The sequence below is a fragment of the Actinocorallia libanotica genome, from assembly GCF_039525175.1.
In the GTDB taxonomy this organism is placed as follows: domain Bacteria; phylum Actinomycetota; class Actinomycetes; order Streptosporangiales; family Streptosporangiaceae; genus Actinocorallia; species Actinocorallia libanotica.
Genome location: NZ_BAAAHH010000006.1, coordinates 107706 through 127853 on the forward strand (window position 1 = coordinate 107706; position 20148 = coordinate 127853).

Annotated in this window: 19 protein-coding genes, 1 tRNA gene and 1 pseudogene; 12 read left to right on the plus strand and 9 right to left on the minus strand. The window is 73.1% G+C overall.

Features of this window, described 5'->3' with window-relative positions; all coding sequences use genetic code 11:
• The first annotated feature begins 331 nt into the window (after positions 1-331).
• Complete coding sequence (locus tag ABD140_RS10555; protein WP_344239365.1) at positions 332-694, plus strand: hypothetical protein; 363 nt, start codon at positions 332-334, stop codon at positions 692-694.
• Here ABD140_RS10555 and ABD140_RS40295 read toward each other — a convergent pair.
• Positions 595-903: pseudogene (locus ABD140_RS40295) on the minus strand (SseB family protein); the annotation flags it as partial. The gene ABD140_RS10555 and the pseudogene ABD140_RS40295 sit on opposite strands and share 100 nt — an antisense overlap.
• 176 nt (positions 904-1079) lie before the next feature.
• Between ABD140_RS40295 and ABD140_RS10560 the strand changes: the two are divergent.
• Positions 1080-1469 carry a hypothetical protein gene (locus tag ABD140_RS10560; protein ID WP_344239367.1) on the plus strand — a complete coding sequence of 130 codons (390 nt, stop codon included), beginning with the start codon at positions 1080-1082 and terminating at the stop codon, positions 1467-1469.
• Here the strand turns inward: ABD140_RS10560 and ABD140_RS10565 are convergent.
• A complete protein-coding gene (locus ABD140_RS10565) occupies positions 1466-3664 on the minus strand; it encodes a transglycosylase domain-containing protein (RefSeq protein WP_344239369.1) in 2199 nt (732 codons plus the stop codon). The two genes, ABD140_RS10560 and ABD140_RS10565, sit on opposite strands and share 4 nt — an antisense overlap.
• Before the next feature lie 198 nt (positions 3665-3862).
• Positions 3863-4939 carry an FKBP-type peptidyl-prolyl cis-trans isomerase gene (locus ABD140_RS10570; protein WP_344239371.1) on the minus strand — a complete coding sequence of 359 codons (1077 nt, stop codon included), beginning with the start codon at positions 4937-4939 and terminating at the stop codon, positions 3863-3865.
• A 258-nt stretch (positions 4940-5197) separates the two neighbouring features.
• On the opposite strand from ABD140_RS10570, the gene ABD140_RS10575 reads away from it, so the two are divergent.
• The 3 genes from ABD140_RS10575 to ABD140_RS10585 all read left to right on the plus strand — a co-directional run bounded on the left by ABD140_RS10575 (position 5198) and on the right by ABD140_RS10585 (position 7471).
• Positions 5198-5271: transfer RNA gene (locus ABD140_RS10575), tRNA-Arg, on the plus strand.
• 134 nt (positions 5272-5405) lie between these two features.
• The gene (locus ABD140_RS10580) at positions 5406-6956 is read left to right on the plus strand and encodes an AlkA N-terminal domain-containing protein (RefSeq protein ID WP_344239373.1); all 1551 of its coding nucleotides are present in this window, start codon (positions 5406-5408) and stop codon (positions 6954-6956) included.
• A 14-nt stretch (positions 6957-6970) separates the two neighbouring features.
• On the plus strand, positions 6971-7471 hold the full coding sequence (locus ABD140_RS10585) for a methylated-DNA--[protein]-cysteine S-methyltransferase (protein ID WP_344239375.1): 501 nt from the start codon (positions 6971-6973) through the stop codon (positions 7469-7471).
• Positions 7472-7643: 172 nt separating this feature from the next.
• Here the strand turns inward: ABD140_RS10585 and ABD140_RS10590 are convergent, their stop codons facing one another.
• Positions 7644-8948, minus strand: coding sequence for an FAD-binding oxidoreductase (locus ABD140_RS10590; protein WP_344239377.1), 1305 nt, complete (start codon positions 8946-8948; stop codon positions 7644-7646).
• 53 nt (positions 8949-9001) lie between these two features.
• On the opposite strand from ABD140_RS10590, the gene ABD140_RS10595 reads away from it, so the two are divergent.
• The 3 genes from ABD140_RS10595 to ABD140_RS10605 are packed head-to-tail and all read left to right on the plus strand — an operon-like array spanning position 9002 to position 12086.
• On the plus strand, positions 9002-9982 hold the full coding sequence (locus tag ABD140_RS10595) for a cobalamin biosynthesis protein (RefSeq protein ID WP_344239379.1): 981 nt from the start codon (positions 9002-9004) through the stop codon (positions 9980-9982).
• The gene (locus ABD140_RS10600) at positions 9979-11478 is read left to right on the plus strand and encodes a cobyric acid synthase (RefSeq protein ID WP_344239381.1); all 1500 of its coding nucleotides are present in this window, start codon (positions 9979-9981) and stop codon (positions 11476-11478) included. The genes ABD140_RS10595 and ABD140_RS10600 overlap by 4 nt, the downstream gene beginning before the upstream one ends.
• A gap of 32 nt (positions 11479-11510) precedes the next feature.
• A complete protein-coding gene (locus ABD140_RS10605; protein WP_344239383.1) occupies positions 11511-12086 on the plus strand; it encodes a DUF1444 domain-containing protein in 576 nt (191 codons plus the stop codon).
• Here the strand turns inward: ABD140_RS10605 and ABD140_RS10610 are convergent.
• Positions 12083-12652, minus strand: coding sequence for a TetR/AcrR family transcriptional regulator (locus ABD140_RS10610; protein ID WP_344239385.1), 570 nt, complete (start codon positions 12650-12652; stop codon positions 12083-12085). The two genes, ABD140_RS10605 and ABD140_RS10610, sit on opposite strands and share 4 nt — an antisense overlap.
• A gap of 118 nt (positions 12653-12770) precedes the next feature.
• Here ABD140_RS10610 and ABD140_RS10615 point away from each other — a divergent pair, with 118 nt between their 5' ends.
• The 4 genes from ABD140_RS10615 (at position 12771) to ABD140_RS10630 (ending at position 16913) form a co-directional block, all read left to right on the plus strand.
• Positions 12771-13454 (plus strand): DUF4328 domain-containing protein, encoded by a 684-nt coding sequence (locus tag ABD140_RS10615; protein WP_344239387.1) that lies wholly within the window; start codon positions 12771-12773, stop codon positions 13452-13454.
• A 141-nt stretch (positions 13455-13595) separates the two neighbouring features.
• Positions 13596-14228 (plus strand): TetR family transcriptional regulator, encoded by a 633-nt coding sequence (locus ABD140_RS10620; RefSeq protein ID WP_344239389.1) that lies wholly within the window; start codon positions 13596-13598, stop codon positions 14226-14228.
• A gap of 31 nt (positions 14229-14259) precedes the next feature.
• Positions 14260-15222: a quinone oxidoreductase family protein gene (locus ABD140_RS10625; RefSeq protein ID WP_344239391.1), complete on the plus strand. Its 963-nt coding sequence runs from the start codon at positions 14260-14262 to the stop codon at positions 15220-15222.
• A 44-nt stretch (positions 15223-15266) separates the two neighbouring features.
• On the plus strand, positions 15267-16913 hold the full coding sequence (locus ABD140_RS10630; RefSeq protein ID WP_344239393.1) for a serine/threonine-protein kinase: 1647 nt from the start codon (positions 15267-15269) through the stop codon (positions 16911-16913).
• Positions 16914-16995: 82 nt separating this feature from the next.
• Here the strand turns inward: ABD140_RS10630 and ABD140_RS10635 are convergent, their stop codons facing one another.
• The 4 genes from ABD140_RS10635 to ABD140_RS10650 are packed head-to-tail and all read right to left on the minus strand — an operon-like array spanning position 16996 to position 20023.
• Positions 16996-17940, minus strand: a complete 945-nt coding sequence (locus tag ABD140_RS10635) for an alpha/beta hydrolase (protein ID WP_344239395.1) — start codon at positions 17938-17940, stop codon at positions 16996-16998.
• A 13-nt stretch (positions 17941-17953) separates the two neighbouring features.
• On the minus strand, positions 17954-18958 hold the full coding sequence (locus ABD140_RS10640; RefSeq protein ID WP_344239397.1) for an LLM class F420-dependent oxidoreductase: 1005 nt from the start codon (positions 18956-18958) through the stop codon (positions 17954-17956).
• 48 nt (positions 18959-19006) lie between these two features.
• Positions 19007-19189, minus strand: coding sequence for a DUF397 domain-containing protein (locus tag ABD140_RS10645; protein WP_344239399.1), 183 nt, complete (start codon positions 19187-19189; stop codon positions 19007-19009).
• 3 nt (positions 19190-19192) lie between these two features.
• Complete coding sequence (locus ABD140_RS10650; RefSeq protein WP_344239401.1) at positions 19193-20023, minus strand: helix-turn-helix domain-containing protein; 831 nt, start codon at positions 20021-20023, stop codon at positions 19193-19195.
• Between the last annotated feature and the right edge of the window lie 125 nt (positions 20024-20148).

Sequence of the window (20148 nt, forward strand, 5' to 3'; positions counted from 1 at the left end):
ACCCCGTTCCGCGACGTGCGGGGCCTGCGGCGCGGGGAGGGAGTGGCTCTGTCCCGCGGTGTGCGGAGTCTCCGGGAGGGGGAGCGGGTGGCTCTGTCCCGCGACGTGCGGGGCATCCGGGAGGGGCAGCGGACGGCTCTGGTCCGCGACGTGCGGAGCCTCCGGCAGAGGAAGCGGGCGGCTCTGGTCCGCTGCCTGCGAAGCGCCCGGGACGAAGGCGCCGGGCGTCGTCCGGCCCGCGGACGTCCGCTGCGGGGGGACGCCCGGGCCGGGTGCGTACGGCGCGGTGGGGGGCACGAGGCCGGCGGGGGCGCCCGGTCGCTCGCCGGCGATGGCGCTCGGGGCGTCCTGGACGGGCCCGGAGAAGCGGTGGAGGTCGGCGAGGACCTCGGCGGCCTGCCGGGAGGCGTCCTGGACGGCGGCGCTCTCCTGGACGGCGGCCAGGGCGTTGTGGACGGAGGCGGCGTCGGGGGCCGCGGGGCGGGGGAGGCCCAGCAGCACGGGCCGCGGGTCGCCGTCGGCGAGCTGGCGCAGGAACCAGGAGGGCAGCAGCGCCTGCGGCGGGAGCGTCGCGTCGACGGCCAGCCACCAGTGGGGCTGGGGCCAAGCGGAGGCCAGGTCGGCGGGCTTCAGGCGCAGGTGGTGCTGGAAGCGCGGACCGAGATGGGCGCGCATCGCCTCGGGGGAGGTGTAGGCGAGCACATGGGTGCGGCCGTCGATCTCGTTGGTCGGCCAGACCGGTGGGAGGGCGTCGGCGAGCACCTGCTCGACGGTCTCCGGGTCGAGCGGGACGACCAGCTCGGCCCCGGCCAGGAGCCGGAAGTACCCCTCGGGGTCAGCGGCGTCGATCGCACCGACCAGAAGGGTCTCCAGGTCGGTGGTGGGCTGCCATTCCTCGGCCACGTTAAGCCACTCCTTGGGCGTGCTGCGAACCCGTCTACCTTAATGCGGACCTCACGCGGCCCAGTGCCGAGTCCGTGGACGAACCGGCCCGCCGCGAATCCTCCGCGCTCCGGCCTGCGGGACCCGCCCGTGCGCCATCATGGGAGCCTTGCGGATCACACCCCTGGAGGAATCTCATGCAGGCGGGGCGTACCACCCTCACCACCCTCATCACGGTCCTCGCGGCGGTCGCGGTCCTGCCGGGGTGCGGGGTCGTGGCGGGCATGACGGGCAACCGGAGCGAGGTCTGCGCCGAGGCCCAGCAGGTCCTCACCGACTTCGGGACGAAGCTGAGGTCCCTGCCCTCCACCGACAACGCGGCCTGGGGTCGTGCCGCCACCGACTTCGCCACCTCCCTGGACACGTTGTCCGCCAGATCCGACGACCAGGAGCTCCAGCGGACCCTGAAGGATCTGGCGGGCGCCTGGCGGGCCGCCTCACCGGCCATCGGCGACTCCGGCGACGTCGCCCCGATGACCGCGCTGCTGCGCGACCAGCCCGAGAAGCTGGTCGCGGCCTGCGACTAGGGGAACTGAGGCACCTCAGGCTCCTGGAAGGGCGGTTCCTCCCCCGGGCCGGCGGGGTTCGGCTCCACGGGAGGCGCCTCCTCCTCGTCCGGGAGCTCGGGCATCGGCTCGGGGTCCTCCCCCTCGTCGACCGGCGGCTCCTCCTCTTCCGGCGGGCCGGCGGGCTCGGACGGCTCCGTGGTGTCGGAGGGGCCCGGATCGGGGGCGTTGGTCTCCGAGGTCTGCTGCGGCTGCGGCCGGTAGGTGTAGTAGCCCGTCGACGACGGGAACTCCTCGGCCGGCAGGTTCTGGGTGGCCTCGGTCATGAAGGCGCGCCACACCTGCGCGGGCAGCACGCCGCCGTACGCCGAGTAGCCCTGCAGGTCCAGCGGCTTGTTGGGGGACTTGCTGTTGAAGATGCTGACCGAGGTCGACATCTGCGGGATGAACCCGTTGAACCACACCGCGGCGCCGCCGTCGGTGGTGCCCGTCTTGCCGGCGACGTCCCGGCCGTCGTAGAGCTGCGCCGAGGTGGCGGTGCCGCCGGTGACGACCTGCTGCAGCGCGTACGTGGCGTCGGCGGCGACGTCCTTGCTGAACACGCGGACGCCCTCGGTCTGCACCTCCTTCGTCCGTCCCTTGCGGTTGGTGAAGGACTTGATGACGTGCGGGGCGTGGAAGACGCCCTCGTTGGCGAACGCCCCGTACGCCCCGGCCTGCTGCGTGGTGCTGGCATCCGCGACGCCCAGCGCGTACGACTCGGACTTGTCGGCGTCGTTGTCGGTCAGCTGCGAGCGGGGGATGCCCATGCTCTCGGCCATGTCGGTGACCTTGGAGTTGCCGACCTCCTGGGCGAGCCGCACGTAGGCGGTGTTCACCGAGTTGCGGGTCATCTGCACGAGGTCGAGGTAGCCGTAGCGCGCCCCGCCGGAGTTGGTGATGACATGCCCGTTCGAGGCGGTGTAGTTCGAGCCGTCCACGGTGTCGGTGAGCTCCTTGCCGTCGGCCAGCGCGGCGGCCAGCACGAACGGCTTGAACCCGGATCCGGCCTGGGCGCGCAGCCCGAAGGAGCTGCTCATCTGCTCCTTGAGGTAGTCGCGCCCGCCGTAGAAGGCGATCACCTCGCCGTTCTTCGGATCGACCGCGGTCAGCCCGACCCGCTGCTCCTTGGGCATGCCGGACGGGACGTTGTCGGTGACGGCCTTGACGGCGGCGTCCATCAGGGGCTTGCGGAAGGTGGTGACGACCTTGAATCCGCCCAGGGCGAGCCGGCGGTCGGTGACGCCGTGCTTCTCGCGCAGCTCCTTCTTCGCCACGTTGACCATGTAGCCGACCTGGCCCTGGTAGATGTTCTTCTCTTTCTGCTTCACCGGCTTGGGCAGCTTGAGCTTCGCCGCCTCCTCGGCGGTGAGGTTCCCCGCGGAGACCATGCCGTCCAGGACGTACCGCCAGCGCTCCTCGAGCTGCGCGCGGTTGTTCTTGGTGAGCTTCTGGTAGAGGCTCGGCTGCTGGATCGTCGCGGCCAGGTAGGCGCTCTCGGCCGGGCCGAGGTCCTTGGCGTCCTTGGCGAAGTAGGCCTGCGCGGCGGCCTGGACGCTGTAGCTCTGCCGCCCGAAGTAGATCGTGTTGAGGTACTGCTCCATGATCGTGTCCTTGTCCTGGGACCGGTTCACCTTGAGCGAGACCATGACCTCTTTGAGCTTGCGGAAGATCGACCTCTCCTGGCTCAGGCCGCTGTAGTAGTTGCGCACCATCTGCTGGGTGATGGTGGAGCCGCCCTGGACCTGGGCGCCCGAGACGGTGGACCAGAAGGCGCGCACCGTGCCCTTCAGGGAGACGCCGGGGTCGCTGTAGAAGCTGCGGTTCTCGGCGGAGATGACCGCTTGCTGCATCGCCTCGGAGACGTCCTTCAGCGGGACGGGCTGGCGGTTGGTGCCCTCCTGGGCGATGACCGTCTTGCCGTCGGCGTAGTAGAAGACGTTCAGCTGCTCGCGGGCGTTCACCTGCTGGGAGGAGGGCACGGGGGTGAGGATGTAGGCGATCGCGAAGGCGACGACGCACGCCCCGATGAGGCCGAGGACGCCGTAGGAGATCCGGCGGAGCAGCCGCCCCCGCCTGCGGGCGGGAAGGCCGGGCTGCTGCGAGGACGCGGGGCCTTCGCCGGTCTCCGCCGCGCCGTCGTCGGCTCGCGGATGCTCCTCGTTCTCGTTCACCATGCCCCCGTTACCTTTCCGTTACTTCGACCCTACCTGAACGGCCGGCTCCGTATCCGGGTCGTCCGGCGGGCTCGGGCGGGGCGGTCGCCGCCCTGGAGAATTGCGGGGCGGCCCTTCACAAGACGCTCAAAAGGTGCGAAAGGTTGTCAGAAAGTGGGAAACGGCCGGTCCCGCCGCGGGGACCGGCCGTCTCGCGGCTCAGTAGGAGGTCAGGACGTCGACGACGAACACCAGGGTGTCGTCGCCCTTGATCCCGGCGCCCTCGTTGCCCTTCTCGCCGTAGCCGTCGGCGGGCGGGATGACCACCATGACCCGGCTGCCGGCCTTCACGCCGACCAGCGACTTGTCCCAGCCGGTGATGACCGCGCCGGTGCCGATCTCGAAGGTGGTGGGCTCGCCGTTGGCGTAGCTGGAGTCGAACTCCTTGCCGCTGCCCCAGATGACGCCCTTGTAGTGGGCGGCCAGCTTCTGGCCCTTCTCCACGACCGGGCCGGTGCCCTCGATGAGGGTCTTGACGGTGAGCTCCTTGGGCGCGTCGCCGTCGGGCAGCTTGATTCCGGGCGCCTCGCCCTCCTTGGCGGGAGCGGTGACCTCGGGCAGCTTGTCGTCGTCCTGCTTGGCCATCTCACCGGTGACCGGGTACTGCTTGGTGATGACGTCCACGACGAAGATCACGTTGTCGTCCTTCGCCAGGCCCGTCTGCTCGGCGGTCTCGCCGAGGTCCTTGACCGGCATGGTCACCAGGTAGCGGCTGCCGATCGTGGCGCCCTTCATGGCCTCGTCGAGCTGCTTGAAGCCGCTGCCCCCCTGGGAGTCGACGGGAAGCGCGGTCGGGCTGTTCTCGGCGTAGCTGCTGGACTTCTCCTCGAACTCGCCCGCGCCGGTCCACTGGTAGGTCTCGAAGTTGACGTACGCGGTGTCGCCGCTCTGGAGCTTCGCGCCGTCCCCCTTGATCAGCTGCTCGGTGCGCGCGGCGGCGTAGGGCTCGACCTCCGGGAAGGTGATCTTCGGTTCCTTGTTGAAGGCGCCGGAGATGGCGAACTCCTCCGACGGCCGGGTCAGCAGGTAGGCGCCCCCCGCGACGCCGGCGATGATCGCGAGGACGAGGACCGTCACCCCGGTCTGCCTGATGCGCTTCTTGCGCAGCTCGGCCTTGTTGGCCGGGCGCTTGAGCGACCCCTTGCCCTTGTTGATGCCGTGCGGGGTGAAGTCGGTGCGACTGATGTCCCGGGCGCTCGGAAGCTTCACACCAGGGGTCTTCTCGTTGTCCGACATGGTCCTCTTGTCTTCGGCTCGACGTCATCGGGCTGGGGGTGGCCCACACACTCTTCCAGCTCCGGCCTAAGCTCGGAGTGAAATCACCCCAAAATACCGGCTCCCCGGACCCGGGGCCGCGCGGTGGGCCTCAGCCTCCCACGAGGACGGCCCCGCTTCCCGGGGCCGGCCGTGTACTGATGCCGTGTCGGGGACGAATCGGACACAAATCTGCTGTTCCGGCGGCCCTCCGTGCCCTACACTCGGGGCGCGAAGCGTGCGCCCATAGCTCAGCTGGATAGAGCAACGGACTTCTAATCCGTCGGCCGGGGGTTCGAATCCCTCTGGGCGCGCTGCCGGACGGCCCGCCGTCACCGTTCGATCGGTGGTGGCGGGTCGTCCTATTTCCGGCATGTCCGGACAGCCGGGCGGCGTCATGGCCGAAATCCGCCAGTGACGCCTCCCGGCGTCGCCCAGACTGGGAGGCGTGGACGACGAGAGCCGCTACAGAGCGGTGTGCAGCAGGGACTCACGATTCGACGGGGAGTTCTTCTTCGCCGTGCGGACCACCGGCATCTACTGCAGGCCCAGCTGCCCGGCCACCACGCCGCTGCGCCGCAACGTGCGCTTCTACCCCAGCGCGGCGGCCGCCCAGCACGAGGGGTTCCGCGCGTGCAAGCGCTGCCGCCCCGACGCGGTGCCCGGCTCGGCGGCCTGGCACGTACGGGCGGACGCCGTGGCCAGGGCGATGCGGCTGATCGCCGACGGGGTCGTCGACCGGGAGGGCGTCGACGGGCTCGCGGACCGGCTGGGCTACAGCACCCGGCAGCTGCGGCGGCAGCTGACCGCCGAGGTCGGCGTGGGTCCCGTCGCCCTGGCCAGGGCCCAGCGGGCGCAGACCGCCCGGGTGCTGCTGCAGACCACCGGCCTGCCGGTGACCGAGATCGCCTTCGCCGCGGGCTTCGCCAGCGTCCGCCAGTTCAACGACACCATCAGGAAGATCTACGAGACCACCCCCGGCGCCCTCCGGGACACCGGCCCGGGTCCCGCCTCCAGAGGTCGTGGGACCGCCGCCTCCGGTGGCCGCGGGTCCGCCACTTCCGGGGGGCGTGAGCTCGCCGCCCTCGGTGATCGCGGGTCCTCGGCTTCCAACGGTCACGGGCCCGCCGCTTTCGGCGGGCGGGGGATCGCGTTGCGGCTGGCCTATCGGGGGCCGTACGCGGCGCGGCAGATCTTCGACTTCTTGGCACGGCGGGCCGTGGCCGGGGTGGAGGAGGTCGAAGGGGAGGCGGGCTCCCGTGTCTACCGGCGCACCCTGCGGCTGCCCGGGGGGCCCGGCATCGCCGCCGTTCACGAGGCGGACGGGGGCCGCGGGTGGCTCGACTGCACCATGGAGCTGACCGAGGTGCGGGACCTGACCGCCGCCACCCAGCGGATCCGCCGCCAGTTCGACCTGGACGCCGACCCCGGCGCCGTCACCGAACGGTTCGCCGCCGACCCCGCTCTGGGGCCGGAGGCGGCCAAAGCGCCCGGCCTGCGCGCGCCCGGCTCGTCCGACCCGCACGAGGGGGCCTTCCGCGCGATCCTCGGCCAGCAGGTCACCGTGGCGGCCGCCCGCAACCACGCCGCCGCGCTGGTCGCCGCCCGGGGGGCCCCGCTGCCGGAGCCCTCGGGAGGCCTCACCCACCTCTTCCCCGACGCGGAGTCCCTGGCCGAGGCCTCTCTGGAGGAGCTGAAGATGCCCCGCGCCCGCCGCGGGGCCCTGCGGGCGCTCGCCGCGGCGCTCGCCGAAGGCGGCCTCGTCCTGGACGCCGGAGCGGACCGCGACGAAGCGGAGAAGGGGCTGCTGTCCCTGCCCGGCATCGGCCCGTGGACGGCCGCCTACATCCGCATGCGCGCCCTGGGCGACCCGGACGTCCTGCCGCCCGGCGACGTGGCGCTGCGCCAGGCGCTCGCCCGCAAGGGCGACCCCGACACCGTGGCCTGGAGCCCGTGGCGCTCCTACGCCACTCACCTGCTGTGGAACTCCCTGGACTGAAGGAAGGACCGATCATGAGGCTCTACACCACGTTCGACAGCCCGCTGGGCGCCCTGCTGCTCACCGGCGTCCGCACCGAGACCGGCCTGGCCCTCGCCTCCCTCTCCCTGCCGGACCAGCGCAACGCGCCCGCCCGCGCCGACACCTGGCGGCACGCCCCCGCCGAGTTCGCCGCGGCCGCCTCCCAGCTGGACGCCTACTTCTCCGGCGGCCTCAAGGAGTTCGACCTGCCCTTCGCCACCACCGGCACCCCCTTCCAGCGCCAGGTCTGGGCGGCCCTGGAAGCCCTCCCCTACGGCGCCACGACCACCTACGGCGAGCTCAACGCCGCCCTCGGCGGCACCCCCGCCCGCGCCCGCGCCGTCGGAGCCGCCATCGGCGCCAACCCCCTGCTCATCCTCCGCCCCTGCCACCGCGTGATCGGCTCCACCGGCGCCCTCACCGGCTACGCCGGCGGCCTCCCCGCCAAACAGGCGCTCCTCACCCTCGAAGGCGCCCTCCTCCCCACCTCCTGACCCGAACCGCCCTTCCCCGGCCCGAGCCGCCCTCTCCTGACCCGAACCGCCCTCTCCTGGCCCGGACGACCTCCTGGCCCGGACGACCTCCTGGCCCGGACGACCTCCTGGCCCGGACGACCTCCTGGCCTGGGCGGCTTCCCGGCCCGGACGGCCGGGGCGCCGGCGGGGATCAGGGGACGAGGACGCCGGGGTTGAGCAGGCCGGCGGGGTCGAGGGCGTGTTTGACGGCGCGCAGGGCCGCCAGCTCGGCGGGGGAGCGGCTGAGGTGGAGCCAGGGGGTCTTGGCGCGGCCGACGCCGTGCTCGGCGCTGATGCTGCCGCCGGCCCGGGCGACGCGCCGCAGGACGGGCTCGGTGGCGTCGCGGCCGCCGACGAGGTTGACGTGGAGGTTGCCTTCGGCCAGGTGGCCGAAGAGGTACAGCTCGGCGTCTCCGGCGAGCGCGGGCAGCTCCTCCAGGAAGGAGGGGAGCTCGCCCAGGGGGAGGGCGACGTCCAGCTTCACCGGGACGCCCCGCGTGTTGATCGCCTCGGTGTGCGCCTCCCGGTAGCGCCACAGCCGGTGCCGGTCGGCGGTGTCGGCGGCCACCACGATCTCGGGCACGTCCAGGGTCTCCAGGAGGGCGTGCAGCTCAGGGGCGGGATCCCGGGGCGCGGCGCACTCGACCAGGAGGTAGACGGCGTGCTCGGTGCGGGTGGGCGCGGGCAGTCCCGTGTGCTCGCGGACGAGCCGCAGCCCCGCGGGCAGGAAGAACTCGGCCATCTCCAGGGAGTCCAGCGTCCGCAGGACGGCCAGCGCCGCCAGCGCCGCCGGGACGCCGGGCAGCCCCAGCAGCGCCGTCGCCCGGTGCTCCAGCAGGGGCACCAGCCGCAGCCGCGCCGCGGTGATGACGCCCAGCGTGCCCTCGCTGGCGGTGAACGGGAGCTCGAAACCGGTGTTGTCCTTGGGCAGCCCGCCCAGCCGGGAGACCACCGACCCGTCGGCCAGGACGGCCTCCACCCCGACCACGTTCGCCCGGGTCGTCCCGTAGCGCAGGACCCGCTCCCCGCCCGCGTTCGTGGCGATCATGCCTCCGACGGTGGCCCCGTCCCGCGCCGCGAAGTCCACGCCGAAGTCCAGGCCCGCCGCCCGGACGTGCCGCTGCAGCGCGGCCAGCACGACGCCCGCCCCCGCCGTCACCTGCTGGGCCGAGGAGTCCACCGGCCCGAGCGCCGTCAGCCGCCGCAGCGACAGCACCACCTCGCCGCCCACGGGCACCCCGCCGCCGACCAGCCCGGTGTTGCCGCCCTGGGGCACCACCGGCACCCCCTCCCCGGCGCACACCCGTATGACCTCCGCCACCTCGGCGGTACTGGACGGGAGCGCCACCAGCGGCGCCCGCCCGCGCCAGCGGCCGGTGAAATCGGTGCAGTACCCCGCCATCACCGCCGGGTCCGTCACCACCTGCGTGATCCGGGAGAGCCGTTCCTCGAGCATGTCTTCGATTGTGGTGCACTACGGTCGACCGGATGCGACCGAGAGGTGAATCTGTGGATCGTCCAGCACGCGCCGGCGGGCGTTCGGCCGGGGGCAGGGCACGGGCCGTCGGCCTGCTGCTGGGAGTCGGCCTGGACGCGGTGTTCGCCGACCCCCGCCGGGGCCACCCGGTGGCGGGCTTCGGCCGGGCGGCGGCGGCTCTGGAGGGGCGGCTGTACGGGGATTCCCGGGCGCGGGGCGCGGTCTTCACCGGCGTCTGCGTCGGGGCGGCGGCCGCGCTGGGCGTGCTGGCCGAGCGGAGCGGCCGTCCCGCGGTCCGCTGCGCGCTGACGGCCGTGACGGCCTGGGCGGTGCTGGGCGGCACCTCCCTGGCCCGGGAGGGCATGATCATGGCCCGCCGCCTGGAGGACGGCGACCTCGAGGCGGCGCGTGCCCGCCTGTCGCACCTGTGCGCCCGCGACCCGTCGGGACTGGACGCCGCCACCCTGGCCCGCGCGACCGTCGAGTCGCTGGCCGAGAACACCGGCGACGCCGTCGTCGCGCCGCTGCTGTGGGGCGCGGTCGCCGGCGTCCCCGGCCTCGTCGCCTACCGGGCGGTCAACACCCTCGACGCCATGGTCGGCTACCGCAGCCCCCGCTACGAGCGTTTCGGCTGGGCCTCGGCCCGGCTGGACGACCTCGCCAACTGGATCCCCGCCCGCGTCACCGGCCTGCTGACCGTTCTGGCCGCCCCCGCTGTCGCCGAGAACGGCACCCGCGAGGCGGTATCGGACTCCTGGCGGATCCTGCGCCGCGACGGAGGCCGTCATCCCAGCCCCAACGCAGGGCGCTGCGAGGCGGCCGCCGCGGGGGCGCTGGGCGTCCGCCTGGGCGGCGCCAACTCCTACGGAGGCCGCCTGGAGCTGAGGCCGGAGCTCGGCGACGGCCGCAAGCCGGAGGTCGAGGACGTGCGGCGTGCCGCCCGCCTCAGCCGCGCCGTCACCGCGGGAGCGGCCCTGGCGGCCGCCGCCCTGGCGCTGGGAGCCGGCCGGTGAAGGGTTCCCTGCTGATCGCCGGCACGACGTCCGACGCCGGGAAGAGCATCGTCGTGGCGGGCCTGTGCCGGTGGCTGCGCCGCCAAGGGGTGAGCGTCGCGCCGTTCAAGGCGCAGAACATGTCGCTCAACTCCATGGTCACCGCCGACGGCGCCGAGATCGGCCGCGCCCAGGTGATGCAGGCCCAGGCCGCCGGGATCGAGCCGACCGCCCACCTCAACCCGATCCTCCTCAAGCCCGGCAGCGACCGGCGCAGCCAGGTCGTCGTCCGGGGGAGGCCGGTCGCCGACGTGGACGCCGTGCAGTACCGCGACCACCGCGACCACCTGCGCGAGGTGGCCCTGGAGAGCTACCACGAGCTGCGCTCCCGCCACGACGTGGTCGTCTGCGAGGGCGCGGGCAGCCCCACCGAGATCAACCTGCGCCGCGGCGACATCGCGAACATGGGCCTGGCCCGCGCCGCCGGCCTGCCGGTCCTGGTGGTCGGCGACATCGACCGCGGCGGCGTCTTCGCCGCCCTCTACGGCACGGTCGCGCTGCTGGAGCCCGCCGACCAGGAGCTGGTCTCCGGCTTCGTGATCAACAAGTTCCGGGGCGCCCCCGAGCTGCTGGCCCCCGGCCTGGAGCAGCTGCGCGCCCTCACCGGCCGCCCCACCGTCGGCGTCCTGCCCTGGCTGGACGGCCTGTGGCTGGACGTCGAGGACTCCCTCGGCCTGTCGGCGGCCCGCCCCGCCACCGGCCTGCCGCACGGGGAGGAGACGCTGCGGGTCGCCGTCCTGCGCTTCCCCCGCATCTCCAATTTCACCGACCTGGACGCGCTCGCGTGCGAGCCGGGCGTCTCGGTCTCCTACGTGACGAGCCCGGGCGAGCTCGCCGGAGCCGACCTCGTCGTCCTCCCCGGCACCCGCGCCACCGTCTCCGACCTGGCCTGGCTGCGGGAGAACGGCTTCGAGGAGGCGCTCCGGCGGACGGACAGGCCGGTCCTCGGCGTCTGCGGCGGCTACCAGATGCTCGCCGAGACCATCCACGACGACGTGGAGTCGCGGCGCGGCGAGGTCGCCGGGCTCGGCCTCCTGCCGGTGACCGTCCGCTTCGCCCCGGACAAGGTCCTGGCCCGGCCCGTCGGAGCCCACTACGGCCAGACCGTCCACGGCTATGAGATCCATCACGGCCGGGCCGAGCGGCACGGCGGCGAGCCCTTCCTCGACGGCTGCCGCGCGGGCGCGGTCTTCGGCACCACGTGGCACGGCGCGCTGGAGAACGACGGTTTCCGCCGCGCCTTCCTGTCCGAGGTCGCCGAGCTGGCGGGAAGGCGCTTCACGCCCGCGCCGGACACCGACTTCGCCGCGCTGCGCGAACGCCAGCTCGACGCGCTGGGCGACCTGGTCGCCGCGCATCTGGACGGCGAGGCCGTGGAGAGGCTGATCACCCGGGGCGCTCCGCCGGACCTGCCCGCCCTACCGCCGGGCGGCGCCCCCCACCAGCCGCTATCGTGATCCGCCGAAGCACGAGCACGGAGGTCCGGAAGATGAGCGAACCGCACGACCTGATCGTCCCGATCCTGGGCGCCCGGGTCCCGGTCGACGTCAAGCTGGACTTCCCGCTCCCGCCGGACGAGGCGCCGCTGCGCGAGCAGTTCTCCGGCGACCTCCACCTGACCTACGGCCTGGACCGGCCGCCGTCCGACGACGGCAGGACCCGCTTCGAGCCCGTCACCCCGCGCATGGTGCGCGAGCTGGGCCTGGATCCCGGCCGGCTGCGCGCCCAGGCCGCCGCCAACCTGCGGGTCCGCCGCCCCGAGCTGGCGCTCAACTGGTTCCCGGGCGTCCAGGCGGTGACCGTCGGCTTCGGCGGCGACCTGGAGGCCGGCCTGCTGATCGACGAGCCCTTCCTGGACAAGCTCGCCCGGGAGGTCGACGGCGAGCTCGTCGTCGGCGTCCCCGCCCGCGACGTCTTCACCGCCACCGGCTCCCGCGACGAGCAGGGCCTGGCCAAGCTGCGCTGGGTCGCCGACCGCGTCTGGGCCAGGGGCGACCACCTCCTGTCGCCCCACCTCCTGGTGCGCCGCGACGGCCAGTGGATCCCGCTGGCCCAGCGGCCCTAGCGCAGGCCGCGCAGGCCCTCGCGGAAGGCGCGGGTGTCGACGTCGCCGAAGAGGGTGCGCTGGACCATGTAGCCGTGGACCAGGGCGACCAGGGTGCGGATGACGTTGAGGGCGGGCATGTCGCGGGTGATCAGGCCGGTGCGCTGGTAGAGCTCGACGTACCACAGCAGCGCCTTGGTGAACTCCGCCGCGGTCCGGTCCTCGCGCTCGTCCAGCACCGAGGCGCGCAGCGCGGCGCTCCACACCTTCACGGCCAGGCCGGGGAAGCCCTGCTCGACGTGCGGGAAGGCCTCGACGGGCTTGGGCATCCGGCCGAAGGCGGCGGCGAAGACACGGTGCACCTCGTCCTCGGTCTCGGCGGCGAACGCGTCGATCACCTCCTCCCGGCCGCGGAAGTAGCGGGTCACCCCGGTGAAGGAGACCCTGGCTTCGGCGGTGACGTCCCGCATCGAGGTGGCGTGGAAGCCGTTGCGGATGAAGCAGCGGCGGGCGGCGTCGAGGATCTGGGTGCGCCGGGGGTCGGAGGAGCGGGCGGGGAGGGTGTCTTCTGAACTGTCTCGGGGCATGACAGGTAGGTTTCCCCGCCGAGCCTCCACGTGGCGTATCCGACACCCAAAGCGCGGGTCAGCAGTACGTACACTGCGGGGAAAGGCGAAGTTCTGGAGGCTCTGCCGGGAGGCGACCATGCCCTGTGGGCTGTGCGGGGACATCATCCCCACGGTCTCCGTCCGCTGTCCCGCCTGCGGCGCCTGGTCGCACCGGCGGGACTTCCGGGCGCTGGCCATCGGATTGTTCACGATGCTGGGGTTCAACGCCTTCCTGGCGCTGGGCTCGGCGGTGAGCATGCTGCGGCTGCTGGCCGGGCTGGAGGACCAGACCGCGTTCGGCTACGACGCGGCGACCGCGGGGCCGGTGCTGGCCGCCTACCGCGACGTCTTCCTGATCTCCGCGGTGCTCGCCGCGGTCACCGGCGTGCTCTTCGTCGCCTGGCTGTGGCAGGCGCACGCGCAGGCGCCGGGCCCCCTGCGGCACCGCAGGGCCTGGACGATCGGCTCCTGGTTCCTGCCGGTGGCCAACCTGTGGCTGCCGCCCCGGATCGTGCACGACGTGTGGGTCTCCACCGGCCGGTACCGGATGGCGCGGCGGCACGGCGTCCTGCTGGTCGTGGCGGCCTGGTGGGCGAGCCTGCTGGGCGGCGCGGTGCTGGCGCGGGTCTTCCCCGGCATGGGCGCGGGCACGCTGACCGACGCCCGGCTCGCGGCGGAGACGGGGATCGCGGCGGCGGCCGGGCTGGCCCTGGCCGCGAGCCTGTGCATGGCGGTCGTCTTCCAGGTGACCCGCCTGCAGCTCTCCACCGTGCTGGACTGACGGGTCGAACGACCGCAGCGGAGCGAGGATCGGTCGACCCGTTTGCGGAGGTCCGGGGGTCGCCCTCCGGGATGGGCCGCGACGGCGAGATCGCGGGTATTCTGAGGCGGCCCCGGCCGGGCCGGGGAGAGGGGGACGGTCATGGCGACGGGCGGGCTGCGCGAGATCAAGAAGCAGCGCACCAGGCTCGCGCTCGTCGACGCGGCCCTCGGCCTCTTCCTCGACCGCGGCTACGCCAACACCACCATCGACGAGATCGCCGCGGCGGCGGAGGTCTCCCAGCGCACGTTCTTCCGGTACTTCGCCACCAAGGAGGACGTGATCACCGGCCTCCTCGGCGGCTCGGACGCCCAGCTGGTGGAGCGGGTGCGGGCGCGCCCCGCGGACGAGCCGGTGCCGCTGTCCCTGCTGGCGGCGATGCGCGAGCTGCTGGACGTGCTCCGGCTGGGCGACCCCGCCCAGCTGGAGCGGATGCGGCGGCTGCACCTGGTCCTGGAGAGCAACACCTGCGTCGTCGCCGCCTACCTGACCCGCCACGCCGAGACCTCGGGGCGCCTGGCGGCCGAGCTCGCCCGCCGCATGGGGGCCGACCACCGCGCGGACCTGCGGCCGCGCCTGCTCGCCTCGATCTACCTGGGCGCCCTGCGGGTGGGCTTCGAGGACTGCGCCTCCCGCGGGGTCTTCGACCCGCCCGAGGTGGCGAAGCGTGTCGAGGAGTCGGTGACGCTCGCGCTGGGCGCGCTCCGGGAAGATTGGATCAGCTCCTCCGGCTGAGACGGGGGAGCCCCGAGAGCCTGGAGGAGCGATGCGCGCGATCACCGTCGAGAAGCACGGGGGGCCGGAGGTCCTGGTGCCCGCGGACCTGCCCGAGCCGGTTCCCGGTCCGGGGCGGCTGCTGGTCCGGGTGGCCGCGGCGGGCGTCAACTACATCGACACCTACCACCGCACCGGCCGCTACGAGACGCATCCGCCGTTCACGCCCGGCGTCGAGATCGCCGGCGAGGTCGAGGCGGTGGGCGAGGGCGTCACCGCCTTCCGGCCCGGCGACGTGGTGGCCACGGCCGACGCGGTCGGCGGCTACGCCGAGAAGGCGCTGGTGGACGAGGGCCGCGCGGTGCCGGTGCCGGGGAACCTCGACCCGGAGCGGGCCGCCTCGATCCTGCTGCAGGGCCTGACCGCCCACTACCTCACCCACTCCACCTACGCCGTCCAGCCGGGGGACACCGTCCTGGTGCACGCCGCAGCGGGCGGCATGGGGCTGCTGCTCACCCAGATGGTCAAGCTGCTGGGCGGCCGGGTGATCGGCACGGTCTCCACGCCGCGCAAGGAGCGGCTCGCCCGGGAGGCCGGCGCCGAGGAGGTCGTCGGCTACGAGGACTTCGCCCGCCGCGCCAGGGACCTCACCGGGGGCCGGGGCGTGCCGGTGGTCTACGACGGGGTCGGCGCCGCCACCTTCGAGGGCAGCCTCGCCGCCCTGCACCCGCGGGGCCTGCTCGCCCTGTACGGGGCGGCCAGCGGCCCGGTCCCGCCGTTCGACCCGATCCGGCTGGCCGGGCTCGGCTCCCTCTTCCTCACCCGGCCGTCCCTGGCCCACTACGTGGCCACGACCGAGGAGCTGCGCGCCCGCGCCGAGGACGTCTTCGGCTGGCTGGCGGCGGGGAGGCTGAACGTTCACGTGGGCGGCCGCTACCCGCTGGCCGAGGCGGGGAGGGCGCACGAGGACCTGGAGGGCCGCCGAACCACGGGCAAGTTGTTGTTGATCCCGTGATCTACGCCAGAATGGGCGGACTCGTCCCCTCCGAGGAGCCCCCGATGGAACAGAACATCGGCCCCTACCGGCTGATGAACCGGCTCGGCCGCGGCGGCATGGGCACCGTGTACCTCGCCCAGGACGGCGAGGGCCGCCAGGTCGCGCTCAAGGTCATCAACGCCGAGCTCGCCGACGAGCCGGTCTTCCGCGAGCGGTTCCGCCGGGAGGTGCTCGCCGCCCAGCGGGTCCGCCGCTTCTGCACGGCCAGCGTGCTCGACGCGAACCTGGAGGACGACCCCCTCTACGTGGTCACCGAGTACGTGCAGGGCCCGGACCTGGACGTGCACATCCGCGACTCGGGGCCCATGCGCGGCTCCAGCCTGGAGCACCTCGCGGTGGGGGTGGCCACCGCGCTGACCGCGATCCACGGCGCGGGGATCGTGCACCGCGACCTCAAGCCGGGCAACGTGCTGCTGTCCCCGGTCGGCCCCCGGGTCATCGACTTCGGCATCGCCCGCGCCCTGGACACCGTGGCCGCCGCCACCCGCACCGGCACGTTCGTCGGGACCCCCGCCTACATGGCGCCGGAGGTCATCCGCGGCCAGGAGGCCACGCCCGCCGCCGACATCTGGGCCTGGGGCTGCGTGGTGGCGTTCGCCGGGACGGGCGAGTCCCCGTTCTCCGGTCCCAACATCCCGGCCGTCCTGTACCAGGTCACCCAGGGCGTCCCGAACCTGGAGGGCCTGGACGAGGGGGTGCGCAAGCTCGTCGAGGCGGCGCTGTCGCACGACCCGCAGTCGCGGCCCACCGCCCAGCAGCTGCTCGACCAGCTCACCGGTCAGACCAGGGTGGACGTCGCGCAGGTCGCCCGGACGGTGCAGGCCGAGTCGCCCTTCGACCCCGCACGCGGTTTCCTGCAGATGCCCCCGCCGCCGCCCGCCGGCACGACCGTGCCGCCGGCGGGGGAGGAGGAGAGCAGCCGCCGCCGCGTCCCGGGCAACCGCAGGCACCTGCTGATCGGCGCGGGGGTGGCGGTCGCGGCGACGCTCGTGGGCACCACGTTCGTCTACATGTCCGGCGAGGACGGCCCGCCGCAGGCGGTCCCCGTCTTCGACGACAGCTTCGCCGACACGAGCACGGGCTGGGACGGCACCAACTTCCTGCCGAAGATCTCCACCTACGGCTATCTGGAGGGCCACTACCGGCTGGTCATCACCAACGCGAACAACCTGCGGGAGGAAGTCGGCTCTCCGCACAAGGACGCGGAGGGCGAGTACCGCCTCCCCCCGCGGGCCCTGGTCTCGGCGACCGTCAAGATGACCGGGACCCCCAGCGCGACGGCGGGCCTGAGCTGCTTCGGCGCGGACTCCGGCGGCGAGGACGGCTACTGGTTCCTGGTGCGCGCGGACGGGCGGGGCATCGTCCTCCGGCGGGTCACCGAGGACCGCGGCAACGCGCAGATCGGCACCGGCGCCGAGGCCGCCGGTTTCGTCGTGGGCAAGGAGAACCGGCTGCAGATCGCCTGCGAGAAGAAGGGGCCGGCGACCCGCCTGCGGTTGTGGATCAACGGGACGCTCGCCCTGGAGAAGACCGATGAGAGCGGAGCGCTGACCGGAGGCACCGCGGGGCTGCTCATCGAGCAGACCACCTGGGACGGCAGGGGCCTGACCGCGGACTTCGACGACTTCCAGATCGCCGAGATCCGCTGAGCGCCCGGCCCTTGGGCCGAGACCCCGGCCTTTCGCCGTGGGCCCGGCCCCTCGGCTGAGCGCCCGGCCCTTGGGCCGGGGCTCAGCCCTTCGCGGGCAGGTAGGCGCCGATCCAGCGGGCCAGCTCGGTGAAGGCGCGCTCCCGGGCGGGCCGCGCCGAGAGCACCACGTCGTGCAGGGCGCCCTGGACGCGCACCAGCGTCAGGTGCGGGCCGAGCTGCGGCGACCACCGGGCGATGTGCTCGACGTCCAGGACGATGTCGGAGCCGGTGATGCCGTCCCCGGCGGGCTTGGCGGGCACCGTGCGGGCCGAGCACATCACCAGGACCGGCACGTCGATCGCCAGCCCGGCGTGCAGCCGCTTCTGCCCGCGCCGGACCGCCGCCAGCCAGCCCGCCCGCACGGGGAAGCCCTCCAGCGGCTTGAGCCTCAGGTCGAAGTCCCACTCGCCCTCGTGGTCGCGGTGGATCGTCGTCACGTAGACGGGCGAGAGCCCGGCGGGCAGCACCGCCTGCGGCCGGATCCCGCGCAGGGCGCGGGCCAGCCCCGTCCCGGCGATCCGGGCCGGGGCCGGCTCGTTGAGGTCGAAGAAGGGGCTGTTGAGGAACAGCCCCTGCACCAGCCCCCGGCCCTTGACCCGGTCCGCCCACAGCGCGGCGATCAGCCCGCCGGTGGAGTGCCCGTTGAGCAGGAGGACGTCGTGGTCCTCCCGGATGATCCGCACCGCCTCGTCGAGCTCGGTGAAGTAGTCGCTGAGGCTGTCGATCATGTTGGGCGTCTGGTACGGGCGCAGGGAGCGCCCGTACTTGCGCAGGTCCAGGGCGTAGAAGTCGAAGCCCTGCGCCAGGTAGAAGTCCGCGAGATGGGTCTGGAAGAAGTAGTCGACGAACCCGTGCACGTACAGCACGGCCCGCCCCGTCGGCTCGGGGGAGCGGCGGATGACCAGGGTGGCGCTGACGGCGCCCTCGTGGTCGTGGCCCAGCGGGAGTTCGACGGCCTCGTAGTCCGGCCCCAGCACGTCTTCCATGCGGCTCATTCCATCACGCGTCGACCAGTTCGCGCAGAGCCCGCAGGGTGGGCTCGTCCTTGACCCCGGCGATCAGCAGGGTGGAGACGGGGCTGGCCTTCCACAGCTCCAGCCGCTCCTTGATGCGCTCCAGCGGACCGAGCAGGGAGATGGAGTCGGCCAGCTCGTCGGGCACCGCGTTGATCGCCTCGTCGCGGCGGCCCTCCAGGAACAGCTTCTGCACGTGCTCGGCCTCCTCGGCGTAGCCGAGCCGGCCGATGAGGTCGAGGTGGAAGTTCTTCTCCTTGGCGCCCATGCCGCCGATGTAGAAGGCCAGCGGCACCTTCGCCCAGGCCAGCGCCTGCTCCAGCGGGGCGACCACGGTGGTGACGGTCGCGGTGATCTCGAAGCCGGGGCGGCGCCCGGCCAGCGAGCCGCCGAAGAGGGCGTCGATCTGCTGCGGGTCGACGAACAGGGGCAGCCAGCCGTCGGCGAGCTCGGCGGCGAGCGCGATGTTCTTGGGGCCCTCGGCGCCCAGGTAGACCGGGATGTCCGGCCGCAGGGGGTGGGTGATGGACTTCAGCGGCTTGCCCAGCCCCGCGCCGCCCGGGTAGGGCAGCGGGTAGTGCGGCCCGTCGTTGGCCAGCGGCTCCTCCCGCGCCCAGACCTTGCGCACGATGTCGAGGTACTCGCGGGTGCGGGCCAGCGGCTTGGGGAAGGGCACCCCGTACCAGCCCTCGACGACCTGGGGCCCGGACGCGCCGAGCCCCAGGATCAGCCGTCCGCCCGACAGGGCGTCCAGCGTGAGCGCGTGCATCGCGGTCGCCGCGGGGGTGCGCGCCGACATCTGCACCACGGCGGTGCCCAGCTTGATGCGCGAGGTGCGCGCGCCGTACCAGGCCAGAGTGGTGAAGGCGTCGGACCCGTAGGCCTCGGCGGTGAAGACCGAGTCGTAGCCCTGCCGTTCGGCGGCCAGCACCGTCTCGGTGGCGTCCTCCGGGTCGCGCTGCCAGTAGCCGATGTTGATCCCGAGTTTCACGAGTCCCCAACCTCCAGGTCTGCGGTCCCCTGGAGATTAGAACACGTTCTAGTTTGTTTGGAAGACCTCCTGGACGAAGTTCGCGAAACCGATGCTGCTCAGGGTGAGGGACGGCGACTCGGGGTGCTTGGAGTCGCGGATCGCCCGCCTTCCGCCGGGGAGGGCGGCGATCTCGACGCACTGGTCTCCGGATCCGCTGTAAGAGGACTTGCGCCAGATGGACTCAGCCACGGACTACTCCTTCGCCGCCTCGGCTATCAGCCGGATGGAATCGGCAGGGGAGAGCGCCTCCTCGACGATGCGCTCGAACCGGTTCCTATGCTGAGTTATTGCCTCCGCGCTCTCGATGTACACGTCGCCCATGGTGCCTTCGACATAGGCGATATCGGGGTCCGCCGGGTCGGGGAACGACAGGATCGTGAACCGTCCGTCAAGTCCCGCGTGAGCCCCGCCGGCCAGCGGCATCACCTGCAGGGTGACGTTCTCGCGGTCCGCGGCCTGCGCCAGCGCCGCCAGCTGGTCGCGCATCACCGAGGGGCCGCCGATCGGCCGCAGCACCGCGGCCTCGTCCAGGACGACGTGCAGGTGCGGGGCGTCGGCACGGTCCAACAGGGCCTGGCGCTGCTTGCGGGCGAGGATGCGCCGGTCGATGTCGGCCTCGCTGGGCAGGAACCGGCCCGCGGTGATCACGGCGCGGGCGTAGTCCTCGGTCTGCAGCAGCCCGTGCACCAGCTGGGCGTCCCAGGTGCGGATCTCCGAGGACTCGTCCTCCAACCCCACGTAGGAGCCGCTGAAGACGTCGACGTAGGCGGTCCACCAGCCCATCTGGCGGGCCTCCCGGGAGAGGGTGAGCAGCGCGTCGCGCTCGGGGCTGGTCACCCCGTAGAGGTCGAGGAGCTCGGCCACGTCGCGCGGGCGGGTCTGCCCGGTCTCCAGCCGGGACACGGTGGCGCGGGACCAGCCGAGCCGGTCGGCGACGTCTTGCAGGGTCAGGCGCTGGCGTTCACGCAGGCGACGCAGCTCGCGTGCCAGCCGGCGGCCTCGTACGGTCGGACGGTAGGTCATAGGAGGAGTTTGCTGCCGAGTCATGCGTCAGTACAGAAGAAACCAAGAATCTTCGGCAACTCAGTTGCGCAGGTGAGATTCCCACAAGACACTTTGCGGTATCGGCTCGGGACCGGCTGTGACCG

Bases quoted from the DNA above. Each gene is read 5' to 3' on its own strand.
- ABD140_RS10625 (WP_344239391.1), top strand. From the start codon at position 14,260: ATGCGCGCGATCACCGTCGAGAAGCACGGGGGGCCGGAGGTCCTGGTG.
- ABD140_RS10605 (WP_344239383.1), top strand. From the start codon at position 11,511: ATGAGCGAACCGCACGACCTGATCGTCCCGATCCTGGGCGCCCGGGTC.
- ABD140_RS10590 (WP_344239377.1), bottom strand. From the start codon at position 8,948: ATGCTCGAGGAACGGCTCTCCCGGATCACGCAGGTGGTGACGGACCCG.
- ABD140_RS10620 (WP_344239389.1), top strand. From the start codon at position 13,596: ATGGCGACGGGCGGGCTGCGCGAGATCAAGAAGCAGCGCACCAGGCTC.
- ABD140_RS10610 (WP_344239385.1), bottom strand. From the start codon at position 12,652: ATGCCCCGAGACAGTTCAGAAGACACCCTCCCCGCCCGCTCCTCCGAC.
- ABD140_RS10555 (WP_344239365.1), top strand. From the start codon at position 332: ATGGCGCTCGGGGCGTCCTGGACGGGCCCGGAGAAGCGGTGGAGGTCG.
- ABD140_RS10615 (WP_344239387.1), top strand. From the start codon at position 12,771: ATGCCCTGTGGGCTGTGCGGGGACATCATCCCCACGGTCTCCGTCCGC.
- ABD140_RS10635 (WP_344239395.1), bottom strand. From the start codon at position 17,940: ATGGAAGACGTGCTGGGGCCGGACTACGAGGCCGTCGAACTCCCGCTG.
- ABD140_RS10565 (WP_344239369.1), bottom strand. From the start codon at position 3,664: ATGGTGAACGAGAACGAGGAGCATCCGCGAGCCGACGACGGCGCGGCG.
- ABD140_RS10630 (WP_344239393.1), top strand. From the start codon at position 15,267: ATGGAACAGAACATCGGCCCCTACCGGCTGATGAACCGGCTCGGCCGC.
- ABD140_RS10585 (WP_344239375.1), top strand. From the start codon at position 6,971: ATGAGGCTCTACACCACGTTCGACAGCCCGCTGGGCGCCCTGCTGCTC.
- ABD140_RS10570 (WP_344239371.1), bottom strand. From the start codon at position 4,939: ATGTCGGACAACGAGAAGACCCCTGGTGTGAAGCTTCCGAGCGCCCGG.
- ABD140_RS10650 (WP_344239401.1), bottom strand. From the start codon at position 20,023: ATGACCTACCGTCCGACCGTACGAGGCCGCCGGCTGGCACGCGAGCTG.
- ABD140_RS10560 (WP_344239367.1), top strand. From the start codon at position 1,080: ATGCAGGCGGGGCGTACCACCCTCACCACCCTCATCACGGTCCTCGCG.